26 protein-coding genes and 3 pseudogenes are annotated in these 25,454 nt (G+C 71.9%); 10 read left to right on the top strand and 19 right to left on the bottom strand.

Annotated elements, in window-relative coordinates:
• Nucleotides 1-2: 2 nt before the first annotated feature.
• Nucleotides 3-416 carry a YbaB/EbfC family nucleoid-associated protein gene (locus tag O7618_RS19950; protein ID WP_278107621.1) on the bottom strand — a complete coding sequence of 138 codons (414 nt, stop codon included), beginning with the start codon at nt 414-416 and terminating at the stop codon, nt 3-5.
• Between the two features lie 81 nt (nt 417-497).
• On the opposite strand from O7618_RS19950, the gene O7618_RS19955 reads away from it, so the two are divergent.
• Entirely contained in the window at nt 498-1,730 is a 1,233-nt protein-coding gene (locus O7618_RS19955) for an SUKH-3 domain-containing protein (RefSeq protein WP_278107622.1), read from the top strand.
• A 6-nt stretch (nt 1,731-1,736) separates the two neighbouring features.
• Here the strand turns inward: O7618_RS19955 and O7618_RS19960 are convergent, their stop codons facing one another.
• Nucleotides 1,737-3,176 carry an aldehyde dehydrogenase family protein gene (locus tag O7618_RS19960; RefSeq protein ID WP_278107623.1) on the bottom strand — a complete coding sequence of 480 codons (1,440 nt, stop codon included), beginning with the start codon at nt 3,174-3,176 and terminating at the stop codon, nt 1,737-1,739.
• Between the two features lie 142 nt (nt 3,177-3,318).
• On the opposite strand from O7618_RS19960, the gene O7618_RS19965 reads away from it, so the two are divergent.
• A complete protein-coding gene (locus tag O7618_RS19965) occupies nt 3,319-4,755 on the top strand; it encodes a gamma-aminobutyraldehyde dehydrogenase (protein WP_278107624.1) in 1,437 nt (478 codons plus the stop codon).
• A gap of 67 nt (nt 4,756-4,822) precedes the next feature.
• Nucleotides 4,823-6,112 carry a 4-aminobutyrate--2-oxoglutarate transaminase gene (gabT, locus tag O7618_RS19970; RefSeq protein WP_278107625.1) on the top strand — a complete coding sequence of 430 codons (1,290 nt, stop codon included), beginning with the start codon at nt 4,823-4,825 and terminating at the stop codon, nt 6,110-6,112.
• A gap of 59 nt (nt 6,113-6,171) precedes the next feature.
• On the opposite strand, the gene O7618_RS19975 is transcribed toward gabT, so the two are convergent.
• Nucleotides 6,172-6,831, bottom strand: a complete 660-nt coding sequence (locus O7618_RS19975) for a hypothetical protein (RefSeq protein ID WP_278107626.1) — start codon at nt 6,829-6,831, stop codon at nt 6,172-6,174.
• Nucleotides 6,832-6,983: 152 nt separating this feature from the next.
• Between O7618_RS19975 and O7618_RS19980 the strand changes: the two genes are divergently transcribed.
• From O7618_RS19980 to O7618_RS19995, 4 genes and pseudogenes are all read left to right on the top strand, one after another.
• Nucleotides 6,984-8,267, top strand: coding sequence for a transcriptional regulator (locus tag O7618_RS19980; RefSeq protein WP_278107628.1), 1,284 nt, complete (start codon nt 6,984-6,986; stop codon nt 8,265-8,267).
• Nucleotides 8,252-9,046: pseudogene (gene adh / locus O7618_RS19985) on the top strand (aldehyde dehydrogenase); the annotation flags it as partial. The gene O7618_RS19980 and the pseudogene adh, both read left to right, overlap by 16 nt.
• Nucleotides 9,046-9,393: a DUF779 domain-containing protein gene (locus O7618_RS19990; RefSeq protein ID WP_278107630.1), complete on the top strand. Its 348-nt coding sequence runs from the start codon at nt 9,046-9,048 to the stop codon at nt 9,391-9,393. The pseudogene adh and the gene O7618_RS19990, both read left to right, overlap by 1 nt.
• Before the next feature lie 98 nt (nt 9,394-9,491).
• Entirely contained in the window at nt 9,492-9,971 is a 480-nt protein-coding gene (locus O7618_RS19995; protein WP_278107632.1) for a hypothetical protein, read from the top strand.
• On the opposite strand, the gene O7618_RS20000 is transcribed toward O7618_RS19995, so the two are convergent.
• The 9 genes and pseudogenes from O7618_RS20000 to O7618_RS20040 all read right to left on the bottom strand — a co-directional run bounded on the left by O7618_RS20000 (nt 9,972) and on the right by O7618_RS20040 (nt 17,972).
• Complete coding sequence (locus O7618_RS20000) at nt 9,972-10,283, bottom strand: XRE family transcriptional regulator (RefSeq protein WP_278107633.1); 312 nt, start codon at nt 10,281-10,283, stop codon at nt 9,972-9,974. It abuts the gene before it with no gap.
• Nucleotides 10,280-10,673, bottom strand: a pseudogene (locus O7618_RS20005) (type II toxin-antitoxin system RelE/ParE family toxin). The gene O7618_RS20000 and the pseudogene O7618_RS20005 overlap by 4 nt, the downstream one beginning before the upstream one ends.
• A gap of 39 nt (nt 10,674-10,712) precedes the next feature.
• Complete coding sequence (gene speB / locus O7618_RS20010) at nt 10,713-11,726, bottom strand: agmatinase (RefSeq protein WP_278107635.1); 1,014 nt, start codon at nt 11,724-11,726, stop codon at nt 10,713-10,715.
• Nucleotides 11,723-12,925: a saccharopine dehydrogenase C-terminal domain-containing protein gene (locus O7618_RS20015; protein ID WP_278107637.1), complete on the bottom strand. Its 1,203-nt coding sequence runs from the start codon at nt 12,923-12,925 to the stop codon at nt 11,723-11,725. Before O7618_RS20015 ends, speB begins: the two co-directional genes overlap by 4 nt.
• Nucleotides 12,925-13,824 (bottom strand): FAD-dependent oxidoreductase, encoded by a 900-nt coding sequence (locus O7618_RS20020; protein WP_278107638.1) that lies wholly within the window; start codon nt 13,822-13,824, stop codon nt 12,925-12,927. Before O7618_RS20020 ends, O7618_RS20015 begins: the two co-directional genes overlap by 1 nt.
• A complete protein-coding gene (locus tag O7618_RS20025) occupies nt 13,821-14,654 on the bottom strand; it encodes an ABC transporter permease (protein WP_278107639.1) in 834 nt (277 codons plus the stop codon). The genes O7618_RS20020 and O7618_RS20025 overlap by 4 nt, the downstream gene beginning before the upstream one ends.
• Complete coding sequence (locus O7618_RS20030; protein ID WP_278107640.1) at nt 14,651-15,565, bottom strand: ABC transporter permease; 915 nt, start codon at nt 15,563-15,565, stop codon at nt 14,651-14,653. The genes O7618_RS20025 and O7618_RS20030 overlap by 4 nt, the downstream gene beginning before the upstream one ends.
• Entirely contained in the window at nt 15,562-16,782 is a 1,221-nt protein-coding gene (locus O7618_RS20035) for an ABC transporter ATP-binding protein (protein WP_278107641.1), read from the bottom strand. Before O7618_RS20035 ends, O7618_RS20030 begins: the two co-directional genes overlap by 4 nt.
• Before the next feature lie 5 nt (nt 16,783-16,787).
• Nucleotides 16,788-17,972 (bottom strand): spermidine/putrescine ABC transporter substrate-binding protein, encoded by a 1,185-nt coding sequence (locus tag O7618_RS20040; RefSeq protein ID WP_278107642.1) that lies wholly within the window; start codon nt 17,970-17,972, stop codon nt 16,788-16,790.
• A gap of 206 nt (nt 17,973-18,178) precedes the next feature.
• Here O7618_RS20040 and O7618_RS20045 point away from each other — a divergent pair, with 206 nt between their 5' ends.
• On the top strand, nt 18,179-18,691 hold the full coding sequence (locus tag O7618_RS20045; protein WP_278107643.1) for an Lrp/AsnC family transcriptional regulator: 513 nt from the start codon (nt 18,179-18,181) through the stop codon (nt 18,689-18,691).
• Here O7618_RS20045 and O7618_RS20050 read toward each other — a convergent pair.
• Both O7618_RS20050 and O7618_RS20055 read right to left on the bottom strand, forming a co-directional pair.
• Nucleotides 18,670-18,873, bottom strand: a complete 204-nt coding sequence (locus tag O7618_RS20050) for a DUF397 domain-containing protein (RefSeq protein ID WP_278107644.1) — start codon at nt 18,871-18,873, stop codon at nt 18,670-18,672. The two genes, O7618_RS20045 and O7618_RS20050, sit on opposite strands and share 22 nt — an antisense overlap.
• A pseudogene (locus O7618_RS20055) lies at nt 18,864-19,635 on the bottom strand (helix-turn-helix transcriptional regulator). The gene O7618_RS20050 and the pseudogene O7618_RS20055 overlap by 10 nt, the downstream one beginning before the upstream one ends.
• A 554-nt stretch (nt 19,636-20,189) precedes the next feature.
• Between O7618_RS20055 and O7618_RS20060 the strand changes: the two are divergent.
• Nucleotides 20,190-21,536, top strand: coding sequence for an aspartate aminotransferase family protein (locus tag O7618_RS20060; RefSeq protein ID WP_278107645.1), 1,347 nt, complete (start codon nt 20,190-20,192; stop codon nt 21,534-21,536).
• Between the two features lie 8 nt (nt 21,537-21,544).
• Here O7618_RS20060 and O7618_RS20065 read toward each other — a convergent pair whose 3' ends face one another.
• Nucleotides 21,545-21,922 (bottom strand): DUF3499 domain-containing protein, encoded by a 378-nt coding sequence (locus O7618_RS20065; RefSeq protein ID WP_278107646.1) that lies wholly within the window; start codon nt 21,920-21,922, stop codon nt 21,545-21,547.
• Nucleotides 21,923-22,076: 154 nt separating this feature from the next.
• Here O7618_RS20065 and O7618_RS20070 point away from each other — a divergent pair, with 154 nt between their 5' ends.
• Entirely contained in the window at nt 22,077-22,526 is a 450-nt protein-coding gene (locus tag O7618_RS20070) for a metallopeptidase family protein (protein WP_018787548.1), read from the top strand.
• Between the two features lie 58 nt (nt 22,527-22,584).
• Here the strand turns inward: O7618_RS20070 and O7618_RS20075 are convergent, their stop codons facing one another.
• The 4 genes from O7618_RS20075 to O7618_RS20090 all read right to left on the bottom strand — a co-directional run bounded on the left by O7618_RS20075 (nt 22,585) and on the right by O7618_RS20090 (nt 25,420).
• The gene (locus O7618_RS20075) at nt 22,585-22,845 is read right to left on the bottom strand and encodes a WhiB family transcriptional regulator (protein ID WP_013284161.1); all 261 of its coding nucleotides are present in this window, start codon (nt 22,843-22,845) and stop codon (nt 22,585-22,587) included.
• A 458-nt stretch (nt 22,846-23,303) separates the two neighbouring features.
• Entirely contained in the window at nt 23,304-23,648 is a 345-nt protein-coding gene (locus O7618_RS20080; protein WP_278107647.1) for a phospholipase, read from the bottom strand.
• 12 nt (nt 23,649-23,660) lie between these two features.
• Nucleotides 23,661-25,058, bottom strand: a complete 1,398-nt coding sequence (locus O7618_RS20085) for a DUF4331 domain-containing protein (protein WP_278107648.1) — start codon at nt 25,056-25,058, stop codon at nt 23,661-23,663.
• A gap of 71 nt (nt 25,059-25,129) precedes the next feature.
• The gene (locus O7618_RS20090) at nt 25,130-25,420 is read right to left on the bottom strand and encodes a hypothetical protein (protein WP_278107649.1); all 291 of its coding nucleotides are present in this window, start codon (nt 25,418-25,420) and stop codon (nt 25,130-25,132) included.
• Between the last annotated feature and the right edge of the window lie 34 nt (nt 25,421-25,454).

A 25,454-nucleotide genomic window follows, 5' to 3' on the forward strand; every position in this document is an offset into this window, starting at 1 on the left:
GGTCACTCGCCGCGCGACACGGCCGCGTCGGCCCGGCCCAGTAAGGCGCCGAAATCATGGGTACGCAGGAACTCGACTGACGGCGAGCCGGGTGGCAGATAGCCGGCGACCAGTTCACGGGTGGTGGTGCCCGCGGCGGCGTTGGCCCGCAGCACGGTCTCGGTGATCTTCCGGCTCAGCGCCCGGGCGTCGCGGTCGTGGAACACCGCCGGGCTCACCTCGACGCTGATCAACTCACCTCGCGCCCCGACCACGGCGGTGACCTGGCCGTCGTCGGAGCGTTCGGTCACCCGCAACTCGGCCAGCCTGGCCTGGAGTTCATCCAGGCCGGACCGCAGGCGCTGGTACTGGCCGTACACCTCGTCGAATCGTGCGCGTAGTGCACGGTTCGCATCCCGGTCCGCACTCTCGGCCACCGCCACTCCCCTTCCGTCACCGTGGGTAGGGCCGACCATACCGGGTGCCACGAAATCCATGGGGTCCGGTAATTTCAGGTGGTGATCGAGCGACAGCAGGCCGAGCAGATCGCCTCCGTGTGGGCCCGCAGGGACTCCGACCGCCTCGGCTTCCCCTGCACGCCCGTGGTCGAGGAGTTCGACCTGGGCTACGTGATCGTGTCCACGGTGTCCACCGAGGCCCGGGCGCTGCCCGGCGACCTGCCGACCACGGTCATCGACAAGGAGACCGGCGAGGTGTCCACCTGGCCCCGGGTCCCGGCCGGCGCGGTGGAGGAGATGTACCGGCAACGCCGCCCGGCCGAACCGCGCGCCCTCCGTACCGTCGACCCGGCCGCGCAGTTGCTCCGCGAGCTGACCCGGCTGCCCACCCCCGGCGCCGCCGCCCACCTCACACTCGACGGGCGACTGCACGTGGCACAGGGCGCCAAGGGTGACGTCGAGCTGCGGCACCACCCGCTCGTCCGGTCCTACCTGGACGAGCTGCCCCCGGGCCATCTCGTGCGTGGCGGTGAACGGCACGCCGAGGTGATCGTCGTCTCCGACGCCCTGCACGAGCACGACCACCGCCGCGCAGCGGAGGGGCTACCGCCGCTCACCCACGAGGAGGCCCGCGAGCTGTTGGGCACCGGCCGGATCCAGTTCTTCCGGAGCCGTGAACCAGGTGATCCGGCGGGCGGCGCGGCCGAACTCCCCTGCGACTCGTGCGTCAGGTTCCTGGTGCGGTTCGCGGTCCTACCCTGGTCCGATCTGGCCTTCGTCGAGGAATGGCGCCCGGAGCCGCAGGACGTCGTCCAACCCGGACGGCTCCCGGACGAGGTGGCTCTCGCACTCACGGACGGCGGCTGGCAGGTCAGCATGTTCAACGAGGCCCTCGCGCTGGGTGCGATCGCCGAGACGATGGAGAGCACAGGGCAACACCACCAACACGAGATCTTCTCGGCCGCCGAGGCGGCGCTCACCGCGTTCCCGGCCGTCCTCAGCCGACGTCGCGGCCCCGGGGAGCAGGTGTGGATCAGTCGGTTCACCACGAATCCGCTGCGCGCCGCGCACACCGCCGACACCCTCGCCGACTTCGGCGCGGTCCTGGGCGCCCGCCTCTTCCCACTGGGCAGCGAACGTCAGGAGAGCATCCTCGCGGTCGACGAGCACGGCCGGGTCTTCGCCCTCGACCAGGCCGGCGAGTGGTTCCTCGGCGCCGACATCGACGCCGCCCTCACCACCCTGCTGCTCGGCCGTGCCCCCGCCCGGATCCGCGACGACGGCACATGGTGACCGGCTCTACAGCTCGACCCCGGTGAGCACCGTGACGCGCTGATCGGTGTAGTCCTCCATGGCGCTGCGCACCCCTTCCCGCCCGACCCCCGAGCCCTTCACCCCGCCGTACGGCATCTGGTCGGCCCGGTACGACGGCACGTCGCCGACGATCACGCCGCCGACCTCCAGCGTGCGGGCGGCGGCGAACGCCACGTCGAGCCGGTGGGTGAAGACGCCGGCCTGCAGCCCGTACGCGGAGTCGTTGACCGCGGCGAACGCGGCCCGGTCGTCCGCGACCGGGGCGACCACCAGCACCGGCCCGAACACCTCCTCGGCGCAGACCTTGGCGTCTGTGGGCACCCCGCTGAGCACGGTCGGTGGACAGGTCGCGCCGTCGCGCGGGCCGCCCGCCTCGACGGTGGCCCCGGCGGCGACCGCCTCGTTCACCCAGGCCTCGATGCGCCGCGCCGCCTCGACGGACACCAGCGGCCCGACGTCGGTCGACTCGTCCCGGGGATCGCCGGTGCGCGGCGCCTCGACGGCGGCGACGAGCCGGGGCAGGAAGCGGTCGTAGAGGCGTTCGTGCACGTGGACCCGTTGGACGGCGATGCACGACTGCCCGGCCTGGTAGTTGGAGAACGTGGCGATGCGCTGCGCGGCGAACGTCAGGTCCTCGTCCGTCGACCAGTCCGCGCAGATCACCGCCGCCGCGTTGCCGCCCAGCTCCAGGGTGACGTGCTTGTCGTGGGCGGTCCGGCGGATGGCGGCGCCGACCGACCCGGAGCCGGTGAACGAGACCACCGGCAGCCGGGGGTCGGCGACCAGTTCGGCGGCGCGCTCGTTGGGCAACGGCAGCACCGAGAACATGCCCTCGGGCAGCTCGGTCTCGGCGAGGATCTCGCCGAGCAGCAGCGCGGTGAGCGGGGTGGCGGGTGCCGGCTTGACCACGATCGGGGCGCCGACGGCGAGCGCCGGGGCGACCTTGTGGGCGACCAGGTTGAGCGGGAAGTTGAACGGGGTGATGCCGAGCACCGGCCCGCGCGGCACCCGCCGGACCAGGGCGATCCGCCCGGTCGCGGCCGGGTCGGTGTCGAGGCGTTGCAGGTCGCCGGAGAACCGTCGGGCCTCCTCGGCGGCCCAGCGGAACACCGAGACGGCGCGTCCGACCTCGGCCTTCGCCCACTTGACCGGCTTGCCGTTCTCGGCGGTGATCAGCGCCGTGATCTCGGTGGCGCGTTCGGCGAGCCGCCGGGTGACGTGGTCCAGGGCCGCCGCGCGGGCGTGCGCGGGCAGGGCCGCGGCGGCCGCCGCCACCCGGGCGGCGCCCGCGACGGCGGCTTCGACCTGGTCGGTGGTGGCGAGCGTGGTACGCCCCACCGCCTGCCCGTCGTACGGGTGGGTGACGGTCAACTCTTGATCGCCGTGGGCGGGGCGGCCGGCGACATAGCAGGCTCTCGGCTCCACGTCCGGCAGCGTAGACCAGAGACGCCCGCGCGGAAACAGTTGCCCAAACCCTTGTCTGCCTCGAATTCAGTAGCCAAGATGGCAGTCAGATTGCGAGAACCTCCGCTGACCTTCCTCCCGGCCACCCTCTCGGAGACTTGACATGAGCGACCGGCAGCAGCTGCGCAACTTCGTCAACGGCGAGTATGTCGACCCGGTGGACGGCGACTACGCCGATCTGGTCGACCCGTGCACCGGCGAGGTCTTCGCCCGGGCGCCGGTGTCCGGGCCGGCGGACGTGGACGCGGCGATGACGGCCGCCGCCACCGCGTTCGAGGGCTGGCGGGACGCCACCCCGGCCCAGCGGCAGCGGGCGATGCTGAAGTTCGCCGACGCGGTGGAGGCGCGGGCCGCGGAGCTGGTCGACGCCGAGGTACGCAACACCGGCAAGCCCCGGCAGCTCACCACCGACGAGGAGCTGCCGCCGGCCGTGGACGAGCTGCGGTTCTTCGCCGGCGCCGCGCGCCTGCTGGAGGGTCGCTCGGCCGGCGAGTACCTGGCCGGCCACACGTCCTACGTGCGGCGGGAGCCGATCGGCGTCTGCGCGCAGGTGACCCCCTGGAACTATCCGCTGATGATGGCGGTCTGGAAGATCGCCCCGGCGCTGGCGGCCGGCAACGCGGTGGTGTTGAAGCCCTCGGACACCACGCCGGTGTCGACGCTGCTGCTGGCCGAGATCGCCGCCGAGCACCTGCCGCCGGGCGTGTTCAACGTGGTCTGCGGCGACCGGGACACCGGTCGTACCCTGGTCTCCCACCCGACGCCGCAGCTGGTGTCGATCACCGGCTCGACCCGGGCGGGCATGGAGGTCGCGGCGGCCGCCGCGCCGGACCTGAAGCGGACCCACCTGGAGTTGGGCGGCAAGGCCCCGGTGGTGATCTTCGATGACGCGGACGTCGCGGCGGCGGCCGAGGCGATCGCGGTCGGCGGCTACTTCAACGCCGGTCAGGACTGCACCGCCGCCACCCGCGTGCTCACCGGCCCGGGCATCCATGACGACTTCGTCGCCGCGCTCACCGAGCAGGCCCGCAACACCCGCACCGGCGGACCCGACGACGCGGACGTGCTCTACGGCCCGCTGAACAACGCCAACCAGCTCGCCCGGGTCAGCGGCTTCGTGGACCGCCTGCCCGACCACGCGGACGTGACGACGGGTGGATCCCGGGTCGGCGAGCGCGGCTTCTTCTACGCCCCCACCGTCGTCTCCGGCGTGCGGCAGGCCGACGAGATCATCCAGGACGAGGTGTTCGGGCCGGTGATCACGGTGCAGCGGTTCACCGCCGAGGACGAGGCGGTGCGCTGGGCCAACGGCGTCGAGTACGGCCTCTCCGCCTCGGTCTGGACCCGGGACCACGGCCGGGCCATGCGGATGACCCGGCGGCTCGACTTCGGCTGCGTCTGGGTCAACACCCACATCCCGTTCGTCTCGGAGATGCCGCACGGCGGCTTCAAGCACTCCGGCCACGGCAAGGACCTGTCGGTCTACAGCCTGGAGGACTACACCCGGGTCAAGCACGTCATGCACAACATCGAAGGCTGACGTGAGCGCGAGGAGTGAGCCGGTTTTGCGAGCCCCGCAGTCGCGAACGAAAGAAGGGTGAGACCCGGTGTCTTCCAGCGAGGAGCTGCGCAAGCGCCGCGGATCGGCGGTGGCCCGCGGGGTGGGCAGCGTCGTCGACGCGTACGTCGACCACGCGAGCGGCGGCACGCTCACCGACGTGGACGGCCGGGAGTGGATCGACTTCGCGGCCGGCATCGCGGTCACCAACGTGGGCAACTCCGCCCCGAAGGTGGTCGAGGCGGTCCGCGCCCAGGTCGAGCGGTTCACCCACACCTACTTCATGGTGGCGCCCTACGAGTCGTACGTGGCGGTGTGCGAGCAGCTCAACGCGGTGACGCCGGGTGGTTTCGAGAAGCGGTCGGCGTTGTTCAACTCCGGCGCCGAGGCGGTGGAGAACGCGGTCAAGATCGCCCGGCACGCCACCGGCCGGCCCGCGGTGGTGGTGTTCGACCACGCCTACCACGGCCGGACCAACCTGACCATGGCGCTGACCGCGAAGAACATGCCGTACAAGCACCGGTTCGGGCCGTTCGCCGGGGAGATCTGCCGGGTGCCGATGTCCTACCCGCTGCGGGACGGTGGGCTGGACGGGGCGACGGCGGCGGCCCGGTCGATCGAGATGATCGAGAAGCAGGTGGGCGCGGAGAACGTGGCCGCGCTGCTGATCGAGCCGATCCAGGGCGAGGGCGGCTTCGTCGTACCCGCCGAGGGGTTCCTGCCGGCGTTGCGCGAGTGGGCGACGGCGGCCGGGGCGGTCCTCGTCGCCGACGAGATCCAGACCGGTTTCTGCCGCACCGGCGACTGGTTCGCCTGCGCCCACGAGGGCGTCGAGCCGGACCTGGTCACGCTGGCCAAGGGGATGGCCGGCGGGCTGCCGCTGGCGGCGGTGACCGGGCGGGCCGAGCTGATGGACGCCGTGCACGTCGGCGGCCTCGGCGGCACCTACGGCGGCAACCCGATCGCCTGCGCCGCCGCGCTCGCGGCGATCGCCACCATGCACGAGCTGGACCTGCCGGCCGCGGCCCGGCGAATCGGCGCGGTGGTGGGCGACCGGCTGCGCGCGATCGCCGCCCGCGACCCACGGATCGCCGAGGTACGCGGCCGGGGCGCGATGCTCGCCGTGGAGATCGTGGCGCCGGGTGGCACGACGCCCGACCCGGTGGCGACGGCGGCGCTCTCGGCGGCCTGCCACGCGGCCGGGCTGCTCACCCTGACCTGCGGCACCTACGGCAACGTGCTGCGTTTCCTGCCCCCGCTGGTGATCTCCGACCGTGAGCTGGGCCGGGGCCTCGACATCCTCGATGCCGCCTTCGGCCGGGAGGTGTCGGCCCCCTGATCGTGGAACACCACGGGCGTAGATCCCCCCAGGTTTCGCCCGTGGTGTTCCACCCCTGCTCAGCGCAACAGTTGCACGACGTTGCGGCGGACGACGTTCTTGCCCGGTTCGCGGATGGCGTCCATGGCCGCGACGTTGAGCAGGACGCAACTGCCGGACGGCCCGACCACGGTCACGGTGGTCGCCCGGTTGTTGTCCAGGTTGGTCACCCGCAGTCGGGTGCCGACCGGGAACTGGCCGCTGGTGGCGGCCGGCGCCCCGGCCTCGGCGGAGAACGTGATCGAGCCGGTGCAGACGCTGCCGCCGATCGGCTGGGCGTTGCCCGGGCGGGTCTCGACGGGCTGCGCGCCGCCGGGCGCCGGCGCGGCGGCGTCGAGGCGTTCCACCACGTTGCGCCGGATGACGTTCTTGCCCGGCTCCCGCACCAGGTCCATGGCGGCGGCGTTGAGCAGCACGCAACTGCCCGACGGCCCGACCACGGTGACCGTTGTCGCCTTGTCGTTGTCCAGGTTCGTCACCCGCAGCCGGGTGCCCGCCGGGAACCGGTCGCTGGTCGCCGCCGGCGCGCCGCCCTCGGCCGAGAAGGTCACCGACCCGGCGCAGACCGACCGTCCGGTCGGCGCGGTCTCGGCAAAACCCATCCCGGTGCCCACCGAGACGACCCCGACGGCGGCCACCGCCACGGTCGCCGCCAGCACGTGCTTACGCTGCACCCTCACGTTCACTCCCGTCGTCGGTGTCCTCGACGCCTGATACGGACGGCAGGCCCCAGCCGTTCACCGCGGCAGGTGTTAAGCGGGGGCCCCGCCTCTACCGAATGCGTTAAGCGGGGGCCCCTCCTTGCACCTACCATGGGTGGAGGAGGTCGGTGGTGGCTGACCCGTGGCTCGCTTTGGAGTTCGGCGCGGATCCGGCGGAGCGGATCGCGCAGGTCGGTGCCGCCCACGAGGCGTTCCTCACCGCCGGCACCGCCACCGGCCGGGTCCGGGAGGTGGTCCGCCGGTCCTGGGAACGCTCCGCCCGGCTCGACCCTGACGCCACCGCGCCTGTCGACCTCGCCGACGACGCGCTGCACAGCTATCGGGCCGCGCATCCGCTGGCCCGGGTGCTGCCGCTCTTCCGCGACCTGCTCGGCGGCATCGCGCAGGACGGCGCGCACCTGATGGCGGTCTGCGACGCCGGTGGCCGGCTGCTCTGGGTGGAGGGTCATCCGGGCGTGCTCCGGCACGCCGAGCGGATGAACTTCGTGCCGGGCGCCCGGTGGGACGAGGCGCACGTCGGCACCAACGCGCCGGGCACCGCGCTGGCCGTCGACCACAGCGTGCAGATCTTCGCCACCGAGCACTTCGTCCGGCCGGTACAGCGCTGGACCTGCGCCGCCGCGCCGATCCACGATCCGGTCACCGGCCTGCTGCTCGGCGCCGTCGACATCACCGGCGGCGACCACCTGGCCAACCCGCAGAGCCTCGCGCTGGTCCGGGCCACCGCCCGCGCCGCCGAAGCGTTCCTGGCCGGCGCCGCACCCGCCGCGCCGGGTGTGCCGCACGTGGCCGCGCTCGGGCGGGACGAGGCGGAGCTGCGCGTCGGTGGCCGACGCGTCCGGCTCGGCCGCCGGCACAGCGAGTTGCTGGTGCTGCTGGTCGCGCACCCGGAGGGGCGCACCGGGGAACAGCTCGGCCTCGACCTCTACGGCGACGACCGGTTGCATCCGGTGACGTTGCGTGCCGAGTTGTCCCGGCTGCGCCGCGCGCTCGGCGAGGAGGTGCTCGACTCGCGCCCATACCGGCTGCGCGGGCCGGTGCGCGCCGACTTCGGCACCGTCACCGAGCTGCTGGAACGCGGCGATCCGGCGGCGGCGCTGCGCGCGTACCCGGGATCGTTGCTGCCGGCCTCCGACGCGCCGGGAGTGGCGCGACTGCGCCGCCTGGTCGACGGCCAGGTGCGCGCGGCGGTGTTGGCGAGCGCGGACCCGGGTCTGCTCGCGGCCTGGACCGCGACGCCCACCGGCGCCGACGACCTGACCGCCTGGCAGGCACTGGCCCGGGCGTTGCCGGCGGGCGAGCCCCGCCGGCCGCTCGCGGTGGCACGGGCCCGCCAGCTCGCCGAGGAGTACGCGCTGCCGCGCGCAACGTTGCTGCAACGTCGCGGAAACTGATCATGCAGTACGCCAGCGAGAACATCAAACCGGTCACGCTGGAGCTGGGCGGCAAGAGCCCGAACCTGTTCTTCGACGACGTCAGCGCCGCCTCCGACGACTTCCTGGACAAGGCGCTCGAAGGCTTCACCATGTTCGCGCTCAACCAGGGCGAGGTCTGCACCTGCCCGTCCCGGGCGCTGATCCAGCAGGGCCATTACGCCGACTTCCTGGCCGCCGCCGTGGAGCGGACCGGGCAGATCACGCAGGGGCACCCGCTGGACACCGACACGATGATCGGCGCGCAGGCGTCCAACGACCAGTTGGAGAAGATCCTGTCCTACCTGGACATCGGGCGGCAGGAGGGTGCCAAGGTGCTCACCGGCGGTGAGCGGGCGGATCTCGGCGGCGAGCTGTCCGGCGGCTACTACGTGCAGCCGACCATCTTCGAGGGCGACAACTCGATGCGGATCTTCCAGGAGGAGATCTTCGGACCGGTGGTGTCGGTGACCTCCTTCGCCGACCTGGACGACGCCGTCAAGATCGCCAACGACACGCTCTACGGGCTCGGCGCCGGCGTGTGGACCCGGGACCTGACCACCGCGTACCGGGCCGGGCGGGCGATCCAGGCCGGCCGGGTCTGGACGAACTGCTACCACGCCTACCCGGCGCACGCCGCGTTCGGCGGTTACAAGCAGTCCGGCATCGGCCGGGAGAACCACAAGATGATGTTGGAGCACTACCAGCAGACCAAGAACCTGCTGGTCAGCTACTCCCCGCAGAAGCTGGGCTTCTTCTGATGGGTGACCCGGTGACAGTGACCCCCGCGGCGGCCGCCCTGATCCGGTCGCTGCGGGGGCAGCACGGCCCGCTCATGTTCCACCAGTCCGGCGGCTGCTGCGACGGTAGCGCCCCGATGTGCTACCCGGCCGGCGAGTTCCGCACCGGCGGCTCGGACCTCCTGCTCGCCGCGCTGACGGTGGACGGCGTGCCCGAGCCGGTGGGGTTCTGGATGTCGAAGGCCCAGTGGGACCTGTGGCAGCACACCCGGCTCACCGTCGACGTGGTGCCCGGGCGGGGCAGCGGCTTCTCCCTGGAGGCCCCGGAGGGCGTCCGCTTCCTCATCCGCTCCCGACTCGCCGACTGACAGTCCAAGATCTTGCAGCTCGCGGCCGCCACGGCGGTGGGATGCTGGCGCCGTCCACATCGGAGCAGCGTCCCACCACCGCCCGACAGGAGCCGCGCATGTACCCGGTCCGCCCGTCCCTGCTCGCCGCCTTCGCCACGGCCACCACCGTCACCACGCTCGGATTGGCGCCCGGCACCGCCGTCGCCGCGCCGGCGGCCCCGACCCCGGCCGGCGCGGTCGTGGCGACTCCGGCCCCGGCGGTCTCGGTCGACCGGTTCGGCACCGCCGACGCCCGCGCCCGCACCGCCACGGTCCGGGGCCGGTTCGAGTGCGGCGACGAGCGCGGCCTGGCGTACGTCGAGGTGCACCTGAGCCAGCGGGTGCGGCGCGCCTCGGTCACCGGCTTCGGGTTCGGTGTGATCGGCGCCTGCACCGACGACCGCACCGCCGGCACCTGGACCGCCACGATCCCCGCCGACGCCGGCACGTTCCGCCCCGGCCCCGCCACGACCACCGCCCGCCTGGTCGTCGAGCCCAACTCCCTCACCGAAACCACCGAACCGGTACGCCTCCGCCCCTCCTGCCCCCGCCCCTGATCAGGCGATCTGCCGGAGGTCGTCGCCGTAGTCGAAGATGATCCGCAGCCGGGCGCCGAGGGCGTTGGCGTAGCGGCTGAGCGTGGCCACCTCGTTGACGTCGAGATCGCCGTTCTCGATCTGACTCACCCGCCCTGGGGTGACCCCCATGATCTCGGCGACCTGCCGCTGGGTGAGCCCCAACCGCTTGCGCTCCTCGGCCAGGTGGAAGGCGTTCACCCATGCCTCGGTCCGGGCACGCTCCCGCGCGTACGCCTCGTCGTCGCCACCGAGTTCGGTGCGGACCTCGTCCCAGTCGTGGAACTCCGTCACGGCTCCCCCCTTCGTTCACGCTCGTTGTCGAGCCACGCCTTGTAGGCGATCTCCGCCACCGGGATGTTCCGCTGGTACCAGCGGCTCCAGTCGCCCGCTTTGTTGCCGGCGACCAGCAGGACGGCCTGGGACCACGGGTCGAAGACGAACAGCACCCGGATCGCCACGTCGCGACCGGAGCGGGGCCGCAGCTCCTTGAGGTTGCGCAGACCGCTCCCCCCGGAGCGTGTCCACGAGTGGGCGCCCCAGGCCGGGCCCGACCTCGACGAGCTTGTCCACGGCCACGCGCACGCTCTCGTACGACGCCGGATCGTGTTGCCGCAGGTCGCGCAGCCAGTGCCGGACCTCACCGGTGACCCTGACCGACGAACGCTTCCCGTCCGCACCCATACCTCGACTATAGCCTGAGCTAAACCCGAAGGGTCAGGTTCAGCGGGCGTCGAGGAGGGGTTGGGTGGGGTCCCAGGGGGTTCCGGTTTCGGCGTCTCGGCGGCGGCGGGCGATCGCGGACAGGGCCTCCAGGACCACGCGGTTGCCGAGGTAGGCGGTGATGTCGGCGTGGTCGTAGGGCGGGGCGACCTCGACCACGTCCAGGCCGACCACCGGCAGCTCGTAGCAGACGCGGCGGACCGCGTCGAGCAGCTCGCGGGAGGTCAGCCCGCCCGGCTCGGGGGTGCCGGTGCCGGGGGCCATGCCGGGGTCGACCACGTCCACGTCGACGGAGAGGAAGACGCCCTCGCACTCCTCGGTGGCGATGCCGAACGCCTCGGTGAGGCAGGTGTCCAGCCCGCGCGCCACGATCTCGGTCATCTCGTACGAGCGCATCCGCTGTTCCGCCATCCAGGCCAGCGTGTCCGGGCCGGGCCAGTAGCCGCGCAGGCCGATCTGGAGGAAGCGGTCGCCGCGTACCGCGCCGGACTCGATGAGCCGGCGCATCGGCTGGCCGTGCCCGTGCAGCGAGCCGAACTCGACGTCCCCGGTGTCGGCGTGCGCGTCGAAGTGCACCAGCGACACCCGGCCGAGCCCGTGGTGCCGGGCCACCCCGGTGGCGTCCGGCAGCGCGATGGAGTGGTCGCCGCCGAGCACCACCGGGATCGCCCCGGCGGCGGCGACCGCGTGCACGGCCGTCTCCAACGCGGCCAGCGAGCGCTCGATGTCGCCGCCGAACATCTCCACGTCCCCGGCGTCGTAGACGCAGAGGTCCTGCAACGCGTCCACACGCAGCGCCAACGACGGGCGGGAACCGTCGTGCGGCAGGTAGCAGGCCTGCCGGATGGCGGACGGCCCGAACCGGGTGCCGGGCCGGTGCGAGGTGCCGCCGTCGAACGGCGCGCCGATGACCACCACGTCGGCGTCGGCGTAGGTGACCGGCTCCTCGACCGTGCACGGCGGCACGCCGAGGAACGTCACGTCGGGGCCGTACATCGGGCCGTAGCGGGTCATCGCTCCTCCATCCCCCAGAGGGAACCGTAGCCGGTGAGCAGGTCGAGGAAGGGCTTCGGCGGGAACGCCTCGGGGCCGAGCACACCCGCGCCGGACCAGGCACCGGCGGCCAGCAACTCCAGCGCGACGACCGGGTTGACCGCGGTCTGCCACACCACCGCCTGGTGGCCGTACTCGGCCATCGACCACTCGTTGTCGACCACGTGGTACAGGTAGACCCGGCGGGCCCGGCCGTCCGGCCCGGCGCCGGTCACGTACGTGCCGGCGCAGGTCTTGCCGCTCATCCGGTCGCCGAGCGTGGCCGGGTCGGGCAGGGCGGCGACCACCAGGTCGCGCGGCGACACGTCGACGCCGCGCACCCGCACCGGTTCGGTCGAGTCCAGGCCCAACTTGTGCAGCGTGCGCAGCACCTCGATGAACTCCGCGCCGAGGCCGTACTTGAAGGTGACCCGCTTGGCCTTCACCCAGCGCGGGATGAGCAGCACCTCCTCGTGCTCCACGTTGACGCACTCGACCGGGCCGATGCCGGCCGGGAAGTCGAAGACCTCCGGCTCGCTGAACGGCTCGGTGGTGAACCAGCCGCGCTCGGCCTCCCAGATCACCGGCGGGTTGAGGCACTCCTCGATGGTGGTCCAGATGGAGAACGAGGGCGCGAACTCGTGGCCGGCGACGGTGAGGTTCGCGCCGTCGCGTACCCCGATCTCGTCGATCTCGGCGAACAACTCGTCGGCGGCGTAGCGGGCGAACACGTCGGACAGGCCGGGTTCGACACCGATGCCGCAGAGCGCGAGCCGGCCCGCGTCGGCCCACCGCTCGGCGACGGCGAACTGCTCGTCGCCGAGCTTCACGCCGGGCTCGGCGTAGGGACGCTCGGGGTGTGGCCGGGACAGCGACATGGCCATGTCGAGGTAGTCGGCCCCGGCGGCGAACGCGCCGTCGAAGATCGGCAGCACGAAGCGCGGGTCGACCGCGTTGAGCACGTGGGTGATCCGGTGTTCCCGGCAGAGCGCGGTGACCGCCTCGGCGTCCGACGCGTCGACGGTGGCGGCGACGAACCGGTCGCCGTGGCCGGCGACCGCCCGGGCGGCGCGCGCCGGGTCGTGGTCGGCGACCACCATGACCTGGAAGAACGAACGGCGGGCGGCGATGGATACGGCGGCGGAGCCGACGCCACCGGCGCCGACGAGCAGGATACGCATCAGGAGTCGAACCCCAGTCCAGAGCGGTCGAGAGTACGGAGCCAGAGGTTGCGCCGCCCGTCGCGCGCGTCGGCGCGGGCGAGCGACCAGCGGGTGAGGTTGATGCCGGCGGCCCGGAACGGCTCCGGCGGGAAGGCGTTGGTGGCGAGCGCCACCCGGGCGGCCCGCACCGCGCCCGGTGCGGCGTCCGCGCCGCCGGCCGTGGTGGCGCGCAGCGCGGCGCCGTCGGCGGCCAGCCCGCTGACGCGGGTGTGCTCGTGGATCCGCACGCCCAGGCCGAGCGCGGCCCGGCGCAGCCCCCAGGCGAGCCTCGCCGGGTCGAGCAGCGCCGTCCGGTCCCGATCCCACATCCCACCGAGGTACGTCGGCGAGGCCACCTCGGCGCGCACCTGGTCGCGGTCGAGCAGGCGTACGTCGCGGCCGTACCGGCGGCCCAGGTCGGCGTCGGCAGCGAGCCCGTCGAGCTGGTACGGCTCGACCGCCACCGCCAACTCCCCGGTGCGCTCGAAGTCGCAGTCGATGCCGTGCCGCGCCACCGTCGCGGCGATGGCGTCCAGGTTCTCCCGGCCGAGCCGTTCCAGCTCACCGATCTCGTCGGGGAACCGCTCGACGCCGTTGGCCAGCCCATGGGTGAGCGAGGCGGCGCAGAACCCGCCGTTGCGGCCGGAGGCGGCCCAGCCGCAGGTGCCGGCGTCGACCAGGAGCACGTCGCGGCCGGGGTCGGCCTCCTTGGCCAGCAGCGCGGTCCACAGCCCGGCGTAGCCTCCGCCGACCACCAGCAGGTCGGCGGTGTGCGCGCCGGTCAGCGGCGGCAGCGGGTCGGGGCGGTCCGGCCGGTCCAGCCAGTACGGGACGGGTGCGGCGTCGGCCAGCGCCCGACCGGTATGCGGGCGCGTCATGGCTTCCCCGCCGGGGTGGCGCTCACCGCGAGCGCGGCCCGCCGGGCGCGCCGGCCGCGCAGCGAGCTGGCCCCGACCAGCAGCAGCGCGATCACGAACATGGCCGTGCCGATCACGTTGACCTGCGGCGGGATGCCGCGCTGGGCGGCGCCCCAGACGTACATCGGGAACGTGACTGTGGCGCCGGCGTTGAAGTTCGTGATGATGAAGTCGTCGAAGCTGAGCGAGAAGGCGAGCAGCGCGGCGGCCACGATGCCGGGCAGCACCAGCGGCAGCGTGATCCGGCGGAATGTCTGCCACTCGCTGGCGTAGAGGTCCATCGCGGCCTCCTCCAGCCGCCGGTCCATGCCGGCGAGCCGGGCCTTCACGGTGACCACCACGAACGACACGCAGAACATCACGTGCGCGATGACGATGGTCCAGAAGCCCTGCGGCACCCCGGCGGCGACGAAGAGCGCGAGCAGCGAGGTGCCCATCACCAACTCCGGGGTGGCCATCGGCAGGAAGATCAGGCCGTTGATCCCGGACCGCCCGCGGAAGCCGTACCGCACCAGGGCGAACGCCATCAGTGTGCCGAGCACGGTGGAGACCACGGTGGCGATCAGGCCGATCTCCATGCTGCGCACCACCGCGTCGCACATGTCGGCGGTGGCGCAGGGGTGGACCCAGTTGTCCAGCGTGAACTCGTTGAAGTCGTAGGAGAGCCGGCTGGAGGGTCGGTTGACGGAGAGCCCGGCCACCACCAGGATCGGCAGTGTGAGATAGCCGAGGACGAGCACTGCCACGCCCATCACCCACCGGTCGGCGACCCAGCGCCTGACGTTGCTCACAGCACCTCCTCCGTGCCGGCCCGGCGCAGGTAGGTGAAGACGATCGCCAGGATCGCGGCCATCAGCAGGAACGACAGCGCCGCGCCCTGCGGGTAGTCGAGCCGGACCAGGAACGCCGAGTCGATGACGTTGCCGATCATGTATTCGTTCGGGGTGCCGAGCAGCTCGGCGTTGATGTAGTCGCCGGTGGCCGGGATGAAGAAGAGCAGCGTGCCGGCGATCAGCCCGGGCATCGACAGCGGCAGGGTGACCTTGCCGAACGCGCGCAGCGGGCTCGCGTAGAGGTCGCTCGCCGCCTCCAGCAGCCGGGGATCGAGCCGCTCCAGGCTCGCGTACAGCGGCAGCACCAGGAACGGCAGGAAGTTGTACGTCAGGCCGAGCACCACCGCGACCGGGGTGGCGAGCAGCCGGCCGTCCGGGCCGAGCAGGTGCACGTCCCGCAGCAGCCCGACCAGCGCGCCATTGTCCGACAGGATGGTCTTCCAGGCCAGCGTGCGCACCAGGAAGCTGGTGAACATCGGCGCGACCACGGCCACCAGCAGCAGGTTCTTCCACCGGCCGGCCTTCTGCGCGATCGCGTACGCGAGCGGGTACCCCATCAGCAGCGCGAACACGAGCGCGACCGCCGAGTAGAGGAAGGACCTGAGGAACTGCGGCCAGTACGCCTGCAACGCGTCCGGGTAGTTGCCGACCGCCCAGGTCATCGCGTATCCGGTGGAGAGCGAGCCGGCCGGGTCGTAGAGGCTGGCGGCGGCGAGTTGGAGCAGCGGCAGCGCGAAGAAGACCAGCAGCCAGGCCGCGCCCGGCAGCAGCAACAGGTACGGCAGGAGGCGGTGCCGCCGCCTCCGGTCGGGTGCGGGCGCGGCAGGCGTGGGGGGCGACGCCCCGCCGAGGTGCGCCAGCGCCGTCATGTCGTGGCTTCCAGACGCTGCGGTGGCGCGCCGACACCACCGTCCGCCGGTCCGCCGTCCGCTCGGCCGCCGCTCGTGGCGCCGGGCCGGGTGGCGCTGCCGTCGGCGGCGTCGCTGGTGGAGTCGTCGCGGGGCAGGACGAAGGAGTGCCGGGGATGCCAGTGCGCGGTTACCTCGGCGCCGGGCACCAGCCGGGCGTCCGGGTCGTTGTTGGCGGTGAACACCGACATCTCCTGCCCCCAGGCGGTGCGGAGCAGGAACTCGGTGCTCACGCCGGCGTAGCAGATGTCGGTCAGCACGCCGCTCACCGCGTTGCCCCCGTCCGGGACGCGCTCGCGGCCGGCGACCAGGTGCAGTTTCTCCGGCCGGACGCCGAGCCAGACCGGGCCCTGCCGGGACCGGGCCCGCTCCAGCGGGGTGGCGAACCGGTTGCCGTGCCCGGTGACCAGCAGGTCGTCCGCGTCGTGGCCGCTGACCTCGGCGGCGATGAGGTTGGACTGGCCGAGGAAGTTGGCCACGAACGGGCTGGCCGGGTACTCGTAGATGTCGGCGGGCGCGCCGAGCTGCTCGATCCGCCCGGCGTTCATCACCGCGACCGTGTCGGCCATCCACATCGCCTCTTCCTGGTCGTGCGTGACGTGCAGGAAGGTGATGCCGACCTCGGCTTGGATCCGCTTCAGCTCGATCTGCATCTGCCGGCGCAACTTCAGGTCAAGCGCGCCGAGCGGCTCGTCGAGCAGCAGCATCTGCGGGTGGTTGATGAGCGCCCGGGCCAGCGCCACGCGTTGCTGCTGGCCGCCGGAGAGCTGGGCCGGCCGGCGCCGGCCGTACCCGTCGAGCTGGACCAGCGCGAGCATCCGCTCGACCTGCTCGCCCACCTTGCGGATGCCGCGGCGGCGCAGACCGAAGGCCACGTTCTCGTGGATGTCGAGGTGCGGGAAGAGCGCGTAGCTCTGGAACACGGTGTTGACCGGCCGCTTGTACGGCCGCAGCCCGGTGATGTCCCGGTCGCCGAGCAGCACCCGCCCGCTGGTCGGCGCCTCCAGCCCGGCGACCATCCGCAGCGTGGTGGTCTTCCCGCAGCCGGACGCGCCGAGCAGGGCGAAGAACGAGCCCTGCGGAACGGTGAGGCTGAGGTCGTCGACGGCGGTGAAGGCGCCGAACCGCTTGGTGACGTCGGCCAGTCGCAGATCGCCGGCCGGTGCTTCCTGCGCCATCTGCCTCACGCCCCGATGACCTGCTGGAACTTGGTCTCATACTCCTTCTCGCGCTGTTCGTCCAGCGCCATGAAGACCTTCGACTTCGCCAGGATCGCGTCGTCCGGGAAGATCAGCGGGTTCTTGGCGAGATCCGGGTCAATCTTTTCCATCTCGGCCTGCGCGCCCTGCACCGGGCAGATGTAGTTGACGTAGGCGGCGAGCTTGGCGGCCACCGCCGGGTCGTAGTAGTGGTTCATCAGCGCCTCGGCGTTGGCCTTGTGGGTGGCCTTGTTCGGCACGAGCATGTTGTCCGACCAGAGCATCACCCCGGACTCGGGCACCACGAACTTGATCTTGGGGTCCTCGAAGCCGAGCTGGATCACGTCGCCGGACCAGCCGATGCACGCGGCGATGTCGCCCTTGGCCAGGTCGGGGGCGTAGTCGTTACCGGTAAAGCGGCGGATCTGCTTGCTGTCCACGGCCTTCTTGAGCTTGTTGAGCGCGTCGTCGAACTGGGCCGAGGTGAAGGTCGCCGGGTCGTGGCCGCCGGCCTGGAGCAGCAGGCCCATGGTGTCGCGCATCTCCGACAGCACGGTCACCTTGCCCCTGAGATCGGCGCGGGTGAGCAACTCGTCGACGGTGCGGATCTCCTTGGTCACCTTGGCGTTGTAGGCGAGACCGGCCAGACCGGACTGCCAGGGGACGGCGAGCTGGGTGTCCTTGTCGAACGAGCGACCGCGCAGCGACGGCAGCAGGTTCGCCTCGACGTTTCCAATCTTCGCCTTGTCCAGCTTCTGGACCCAGCCGAGCCGGATCATCCGGGCGGCCATCCAGTCGGTGAGCACCATGATGTCGCGGCCGGTGCTCTGGCAGCCGGCGAGCTGGTTCTGCACCTTGCCGAAGAACTCGTTGTTGTCGTTGACGTCCTCGGTGTAGGTCACCTGGATGCCGGAGGCGGCGACGAAGGCGTCCAGGGTGGGGCGCTTGGCCGCGTCCTTCTCGTCGGTGTCCATGTACTGCGGCCAGTTCGAGAACGCCAGCTTCTTCTCGGTTTCGGACAGGTCCTCGCTCTTGCATCCGGCCTCGGTCTGCTGGGCGCCCTTGGTGCCGCAGCCGGCGAGCGTGCCCGCGGTGGCGAGCAGCGCGGCCGAACCGAGGGTCCCGGTGAGCAGACCACGCCGGGTGAGCGTCCGGAGGGGACTACGCATGTGACGACTCCTTGGGGGGCATCGTCGGCGGCGGGACGGGGGCGGCTCGCCGGCGGGAGGGTCAGTGGCGATGGGGCACTGATCCTGACATGAGAAACCCTCCCTTACAAGGGATTCCGTTGCCGGAATAGCTAACGGCCACGAAATACGCCAGACTGCGCCGGGGCATTACGCTCAGCACAGAGAATCGGACATGGGGAGCGACGATGGTCAACCGGCAGTCGGAGAACGGCAACGGCAACCGTCGGGTCACCGTGCGTGAAGGATCCAACCACGCTCTGCTCGACGACGTGGCCAAGCAGATCATCGAGCAGCTCCAGGAGGACGGCCGGCGACCCTACGCGAGCATCGGCAAGGCGGTCGGCCTCTCCGAGGCGGCGGTCCGCCAGCGGGTGCAGCGCCTGCTCGACGCCGGGGTGATGCAGATCGTCGCGGTGACCGATCCGCTCCAGCTCGGCTTCCCCCGCCAGGCCATGATCGGGCTGCGCACCGACGGCGACCTGGAGCCGGTGGCCGACCGGCTGGCCGAGTTCGACGAGATCGACTACGTGGTGATCACCGCCGGCTCGTTCGACCTGCTGGCCGAGGTGGTCTGCCGCAACGACGCGCACCTGCTGGAGATCCTGCAGAAGCTGCGCGGGGTGCCCGGGGTGCTCTCCACCGAGGCGTTCGTCTACCTGAAGCTGCGCAAGCAGACCTACAGCTGGGGCACCGCCTGAGCGGGGGCGTGGCCGACGAAGGCCCGCCAGGCGGTCGGGGTGAAGCTGAGCGTGCCGCCGGCGCGGTCCTTGCTGTCGCGCACCAGCACCCGGCCGGGCAGGTTGTCGGCCACCTCGACGCAGTCGCCGCCGTTGTTGCTGCTGCGCGTCGCGGTGCGCCAGCGGGCGCTGGTCATGTCCATGTCTCCGCCACTTCCCTGATCAGCTCGATCGAGCGCCGGCGGGGCAGCGCCTCACCGGTCACGCTCTCCCACCTCCGACTCAGGCTAGCGACGTCGACGGGATCGGTCACGATCTGACCGCGGAGCTGATTGTCGAGATACGCCAATTCCGTCCCGTCGGGCAGCCGGCCCAGCACGAACGGGCCGGCGAGGCCGGTGTGCCACGGACCGTCGGCCGGGATCACCCGGACCTGGACGTGCTCGCACCCGGCGACCACCGCGAGATGCCGGAGCTGCCCGGCCATCACCGACCCGTCGCCAACCGGCCGGCGCAGCACCACCTCGTCGATCACCGCGACGAGTTGCGGCGGGTCGTCCCGGTCGAGGACGCGTTGACGTTCGATCCGGCTCGCCACGATCTCGTCCACCTCGGTGGGGGCGAGCAGCGCGCCCGTGTCCAGCACCGCGCGGGCGTACCCCTCGGTCTGGAGCAGGCCCGGCACGAGCAGCGGTTGGTAGGAGCGGATCGAGGTGGCGTCCTGCTCCAGCTCGGCCCACGGGCGGAACCACGGCAGGTCGCGGCGGCGGAACGGCTCCGGCCACAGCTCGGCCGCGTCCCGGCCCAGGATCCCGGCCACCGCGACCCGGGTGTGCGGATGCGGGATGCGGCCGGCCGCCAGCCCAGCGCGCCGCCGTCTTCGGGTCGATCCGCACCTTCGCCGCGAGCGACTCGGCCGTCTCGCCCCGCTCCGCCATCGCCACTCGCAGCACCTCGTTCGCCATCCGCGCCTCCCGTCCGGTCACCCATGGGCGGCACCGTAGCGACGCTCCGTATCGATGTCCGCACTCACCCGGCGTGTCGCGCCCGGATCTCTTGCCGACATCGGAGGTGGGCGACCGGCGCCCAGGAAAGGCCCCGGAGGTGTCCTCGCCGGCCGGGGGCCGCGTCCTCCCGAGCGAGCCTTTAGAGCTGATATCGCAAACGACTCAGAGTCTGGGAGCGCGAGGTGGCGGGAGAGCGGCGGACCGGGCGACGGGACGCGGGCCGACGGACCGGGCGGCGCACCGGGCGACGGGCCGAGCGAGAGTGGTGCCGCTACGGTGCCGCCTGCGCGATATCACCAACGACTCAGCTCCAAAGGGAGTCCGACCCCTACCTGCCGGCCCGTCCGGACCTCACGGCAGGAGCCGCGAAATCCGTCGATGATGTAAACAGTGGTCGCTGAATCCGTCGCGTCAGCACTCACTCACTTGCCATTTCGGCATCGGCTGTGGGATAACCGTGGGCAGAGCGGCCGGTGTCACCCCGGACCGGCCCGCGACCCGATGGGGCTGACATGGCCAACGCGACCGACCACCTCTGGATGCACTTCACCCGGATGGCCAGCTACTCCGCCGGCGAGGTCCCGACCATCGTGCGGGGCGAGGGCGCGTACGTCTGGGACGCACAGGGCCGCCGCTACCTCGACGGGCTGGCCGGGCTCTTCGTGGTCAACGCCGGCCACGGCCGGACCGAGCTGGCCGAGGCCGCCGCGAAGCAGGCCGGCGAGCTGGCGTACTTCCCGCTCTGGTCCTACGCCCACCCGACCGCCGTGGAACTGGCCGAGCGGATCGCCGCGTTGACCCCGGGCGACCTGAACCGGGTCTTCTTCACCACCGGCGGCTCGGAGGCCGTCGAGGCGGCGTGGAAGCTCGCCCGGGCCTACTTCAAGCGCACCGGCCGCCCCAACAAGCACAAGGTGGTCAGTCGCTACATCGCCTATCACGGCACCTCGATGGGCGCGCTGTCGATCACCGGCCTGCCCGGCATCAAGAGCGACTTCGAGCCGCTGGTGCCCGGCGGGATCAAGGTGCCGAACACCAACTTCTACCGGGCCCCGGAGCACGGCGACGACCCCGAGGCGTTCGGCCGGTGGGCCGCCGACGAGATCGGCCGGGCGATCGAGCGGGAGGGGCCGGACACGGTCGCCGCGGTGTTCCTGGAACCGGTGCAGAACTCCGGTGGCTGCTTCCCGCCGCCGCCCGGCTACTTCGCGCGGGTCCGCGAGATCTGCGACGCGTACGACGTGCTGCTGGTCAGCGACGAGGTGATCTGCTCCTGGGGCCGGCTCGGCGAATACTTCGGGGCCGTCCGCTACGGCTACCAGCCGGACATCATCACCACCGCCAAGGGCATCACCTCCGGCTACGCCCCGCTCGGCGCGATGATCGCCAGTGAGCGCCTGATGGAGCCGTTCCTCACCGAGACCGGCATGTTCGCCCACGGCGTGACGTTCGGCGGGCACCCGGTCTCCTGCGCGGTGGCCCTGGCGAACCTGGAGGTCTTCGCGCGGGAGGACCTGGTCGGGCACGTCCGGGCCAACGAGGACGCGTTCCGGTCCACCCTGGAGAAGCTGACCGACCTGCCGATCGTCGGCGACGTGCGGGGCGACGGCTACTTCTACGGCATCGAGCTGGTCAAGGACAAGGCGACCCGGGAGACGTTCGACGAGGCGGAGTCCGAGCGACTGCTGCGCGGCTTCCTCTCCACCGCGCTCTTCGCCGCCGGGCTCTACTGCCGGGCCGACGACCGGGGCGACCCCGTGGTGCAGCTCGCCCCGCCGCTGATCGCCGAGCAGCAGCAGTTCGACGAGATCGAGCAGATCCTGCGGGCCGTGCTCACCGAGGCGTGGTCCCGGCTGTAGACCGAGGGTCAGTGGTTGGGGGGGATCACCCGGAGGTGACCGCGGCGGCCCTGCTGGTGGGACGGCTGCGACTGGGGACGGGACTGGTCGTCCTCCGGCGGGCGCGGCGGAGTCGGGCGGGCGGCCTCGCGAACCGCCTCGGCGAGCGCGACCAGGTCGTCGGTGGTGGGCGGCGGCGGCTCGAACTCGCCCTCGTGCCGCACCACGTCCCAGCCGCGCGGGGCGGTCAGGCTGCGGGCGTGCTGCTCACACAGGTCGTACGTGTGCGGTTCGGCGAACGCCGCGAGCGGGCCCACCACCGCTGTCGACTCGTTGTAGACATAGGTCAATGTGGCGACCGCTTGCCGGGGGCAGCCGTTACGGGAGCAGCGCCGTGGTGACCTCACGTGCGGCAGGGTATCCCCATTACCGGGTCCGGCGCACCGCTTCGCGTTACGACACGCCCGTCATGGTGATCACAATTCGCCCGATCGGCGACCGGCACGCCGGGCGGGCCGCGCGACGGCGGCCGGCCCGGGTCACCGGGCTACCCTGTCCGTCATGACGAGCCCGCAGAACCGCCGCCCCGGCTCCGGCCGGCGCACCCACCGCGACCGGCACGGTCGGGGGCTGCGCGGGCGGCTGGTGCCGGCCACCGTGCCGCTGGCCCGGACCAAGGCCGAGGTCTTCGACGACCTGGTGCTCGACACCGTGGAGACGCTCGAGCGCCGGTTCGCCAAGGAGTTGGCCGGGGTGGAGTTCGCCGTCGAGGACGTCCCGCCGGACCTGAACGTCTACGACTCCGATGTGCTGGAGGACGGCGAGGTGCCGCTCGCCCGCCTGCTGCCGGGCCGGCCCGGCCGCCAGGAGGTGCCGCCGCGCATCGTGCTCTACCGGCGACCGCTGGAGTTCCGCGCGATGGACCGGGAGGACCTGGCGGATCTCGTGCACGACGTGATCATCGAGCAGGTGGCGAACCTGCTCGGGGTCGACCCCGACGAACTGGCCTGAACGACAGGGTCGGACCGTCGGACCCGGGCGGCCCCCACCGCCCCGGCCCGCACGCTCCTCAGGCGGCGACCCGCCGCTTGAGCTTGCGCCGCTCCCGTTCGGAGAGGCCGCCCCAGATTCCGAACCGCTCGTCGTGGCCGAGCGCGTACTCCAGACATTCCGTCTTCACTTCACACCGCGAGCAGATGCGCTTCGCCTCGCGGGTCGAGCCGCCCTTCTCGGGAAAGAACGCCTCCGGGTCGGTCTGCGAGCAGAGCGCCCGCTCCTGCCACTCCGGCGCGTTCCCGAGCAGGTCGGCCACCTCGAGCTGGCCGTCCATCGATTGCCTCCTTGTCGCGCACCGGCGTCATTCGCCGCTGCAACCCCCCACGCGAAAGGCGTGCTTGTCCGTACGGGCCCAATTGGTGCGCTTCCGTGCGAACAACCCCATTCAAATTACACGCGTGTAATGCGTGCGCCGTCAAGCCAAACTTGATAATGGAGTCGCCCTCCCGACACGTCCGGGACAGCCGCCGCGGCCGCCCGTAGCCTCGCAACCTGCCCTATCGATTCAGACCCCGGACGAGTAACGCCCTCCCCGGCGAGTTGCGCCAAGTTTTCTGCCGTGGCGCGGCGCCGGGTGGGCCGGTCGGACGCCCCCGCCGACCGCCGCCCAAGATCACTAATGGTGGGGCAAAGGGTAACGCGCCCGGCTGGGTACCGCCTGTCGAGGCCGGCAACGCCGATCGCGCCCCGTCCACCAGGTGGACGGGGCGCGTGGGCCGGCGGAGTGGTCGGTCAGTCTTTTCGCGACGGTGAGCTGGTCGGCCAGGTGAATTCGGTGATCGAACCGCCGGTGACGGAAACCGCGCCGGCCGGCGTGTCGTCGTCCCACCAGACGGTATATACACCCGCTTCCAGGTCCGGGTAGACGGCACTGTGGAAGACCCCGTCCAGGACGTGCCGCTCCCGCACCGCCGAATGGGTACGCCCGCCGTCGGTGTCCGCGCGGCTGATCTCGATCTCGCGCCCGTGCAGGTCCCGGCCGGTGTGGATGATCAGCGCGCCGGAGTCGCCGCCGAGGTCGAGCATGACGGTGCCGCTGTACGACGGGCCGAGGTCGTGGTGCCGGTGCTGGTGCATGCCGCGCCCCCGTCAGGACTTCTTCACCGGCGGGTTGTTGAACCCGTCGTACGGGGTGCCGAGGAAGGGGAAGTCGGCGAGGAACGGCGCGGTCACGTCGCCGGCGTCCAGGCCCGGCGTGACGGCGGCCGCCGCGGCGTCCGGCCTGAACGTCTTGTCCACCAGCGGCACGGTGAGCCCGGCGATCGCCCGCAACGCGATGGTCACCACGTCGTCGGTGACCCGCCGGCCGTTGGGGAAACCGGCCAGGTCGCCGCCGAGCACCCCGAACCGGTCCGGCTTGGCGCTGGGCCGGATCGCGGTGTTCAGCCGCAGCATGTCGGCCTGGGTGTCGCCGGTGGTGTTGGCGAAGCCGTCGATCAGTCCGGCCGGTACGCCGGTGAGCAGGATCGCCACCAGGTCGGCGCGGAGTTTCTTCGCCTTGTTCAGCTTGTCCAGGTTCGGAAACACGCCCGGGTAGAGCACCGGCAGCAGGGCGGCGAACTCGGGCCGCTCGACGAACCCGGCGAACCGCTTGTCCTCCGACGGCGGCAACGCGTTCCACAGATCCTTCTTGGACATCGGCACAACGACCTCGTTGAACAACGGGTTGCCGAGCCGCGACACCTGGGTGAACGGACCGGTGGCGAGGTCCGCCGACACCCGGTCCCCGAGCACCCGGACCTGCTGGCGGGACGCGCTGGTCCAGACGCCGATCGTGGACGCCCGGTCGGCGTAGCCGTACCGGCTGGCCTTGCGGCGCACCTTGGCCAGCGGCACCTGGATCGCGATGCTGTGCACGTTCAGCCGGTCCAACGCGTTGACCGGCTCACCCTCGGTCTTGAACAGCTTCTTGCCGGCCACGTGCAGCTGCTGGAACGGCCGCAGCGTGCCCAGGTCGAACACGCCGCCCAGGTCCACGAAGAAGCCGTCGGCGCGCTGCCCGGCGAACACCTTCTCCTCGGTGGACAGCCTGAACGTCGCCTGCTTCACCAGGTTCTGGTAGTTCGGCGTGGACAGCGGACCCACGTTGCACGGCGGGCACGGCAGCTTCGTCGCCAGCACGTGCTCGCGACCGTCCGCCACCCGGGTCAACCGGTAGAACTGGCGCCGGTTCCAGTTCTTGCTGTCCAGCGACTCGATCGGGCCGGTGTTGTAGAGAAAGCTGTTCTGATTCGTGATCTCGGTGGTGAATTCGAAACGATAGGTGACGTCCGGGTAACCGTCTCCGTCGTTGTCGACGTGGATCTCGTACCGGACGTCGTCGCCGAACTCGAAGAAGTTGGGGCCGCCGGACGGAAGCTGCACCGGCACGTAGTTGGCGATCAGCGTGACCGTGTCCGGCCGGGTCGGACTGACGAACGCGTAAAGATCGGAGCTGTCGGCGACCGGATCCTTGGCGATCTCCGGGGCCTCGCGGTGAGAGGACATGGCGGACCACACCTTCGTCGGGAAACGTGAGTCGGACCGGCGTCGGGAGCCCGCGCCGGGAGGGGCGGGAATCAGCGACGGGCGGCGCGCACCAGGCGGTCGGCCAGACCGCGGTCGCGCACCTCGACCCGGGTCGTGCCGACGAAGATGTCCATCGTGCCGGTGGCGGCGTCGCGGAGATGGACCACGATCGGCTCGTCGCGCCGGCTCGCGGACGGGGCGTTCTGCGCGGCGGACAGGCCCGGCACGGCCAGCGCCGCCGCGCCCAGGGTGGCGCTCGCGGCGGCGGTCAGCGTCTGCCGCCGGGTCAACCGCGGCCAGGCCCGCCGCCTCGGCGCGTCGGTGGTCTCGTCAGTGCTCATCGGCAACCTTTCCGCGACCGGCGCCGCAGCGCCG

It is taken from the genome of Micromonospora sp. WMMD980, assembly GCF_029626035.1.
In the GTDB taxonomy this organism is placed as follows: Bacteria; Actinomycetota; Actinomycetes; order Mycobacteriales; family Micromonosporaceae; genus Micromonospora.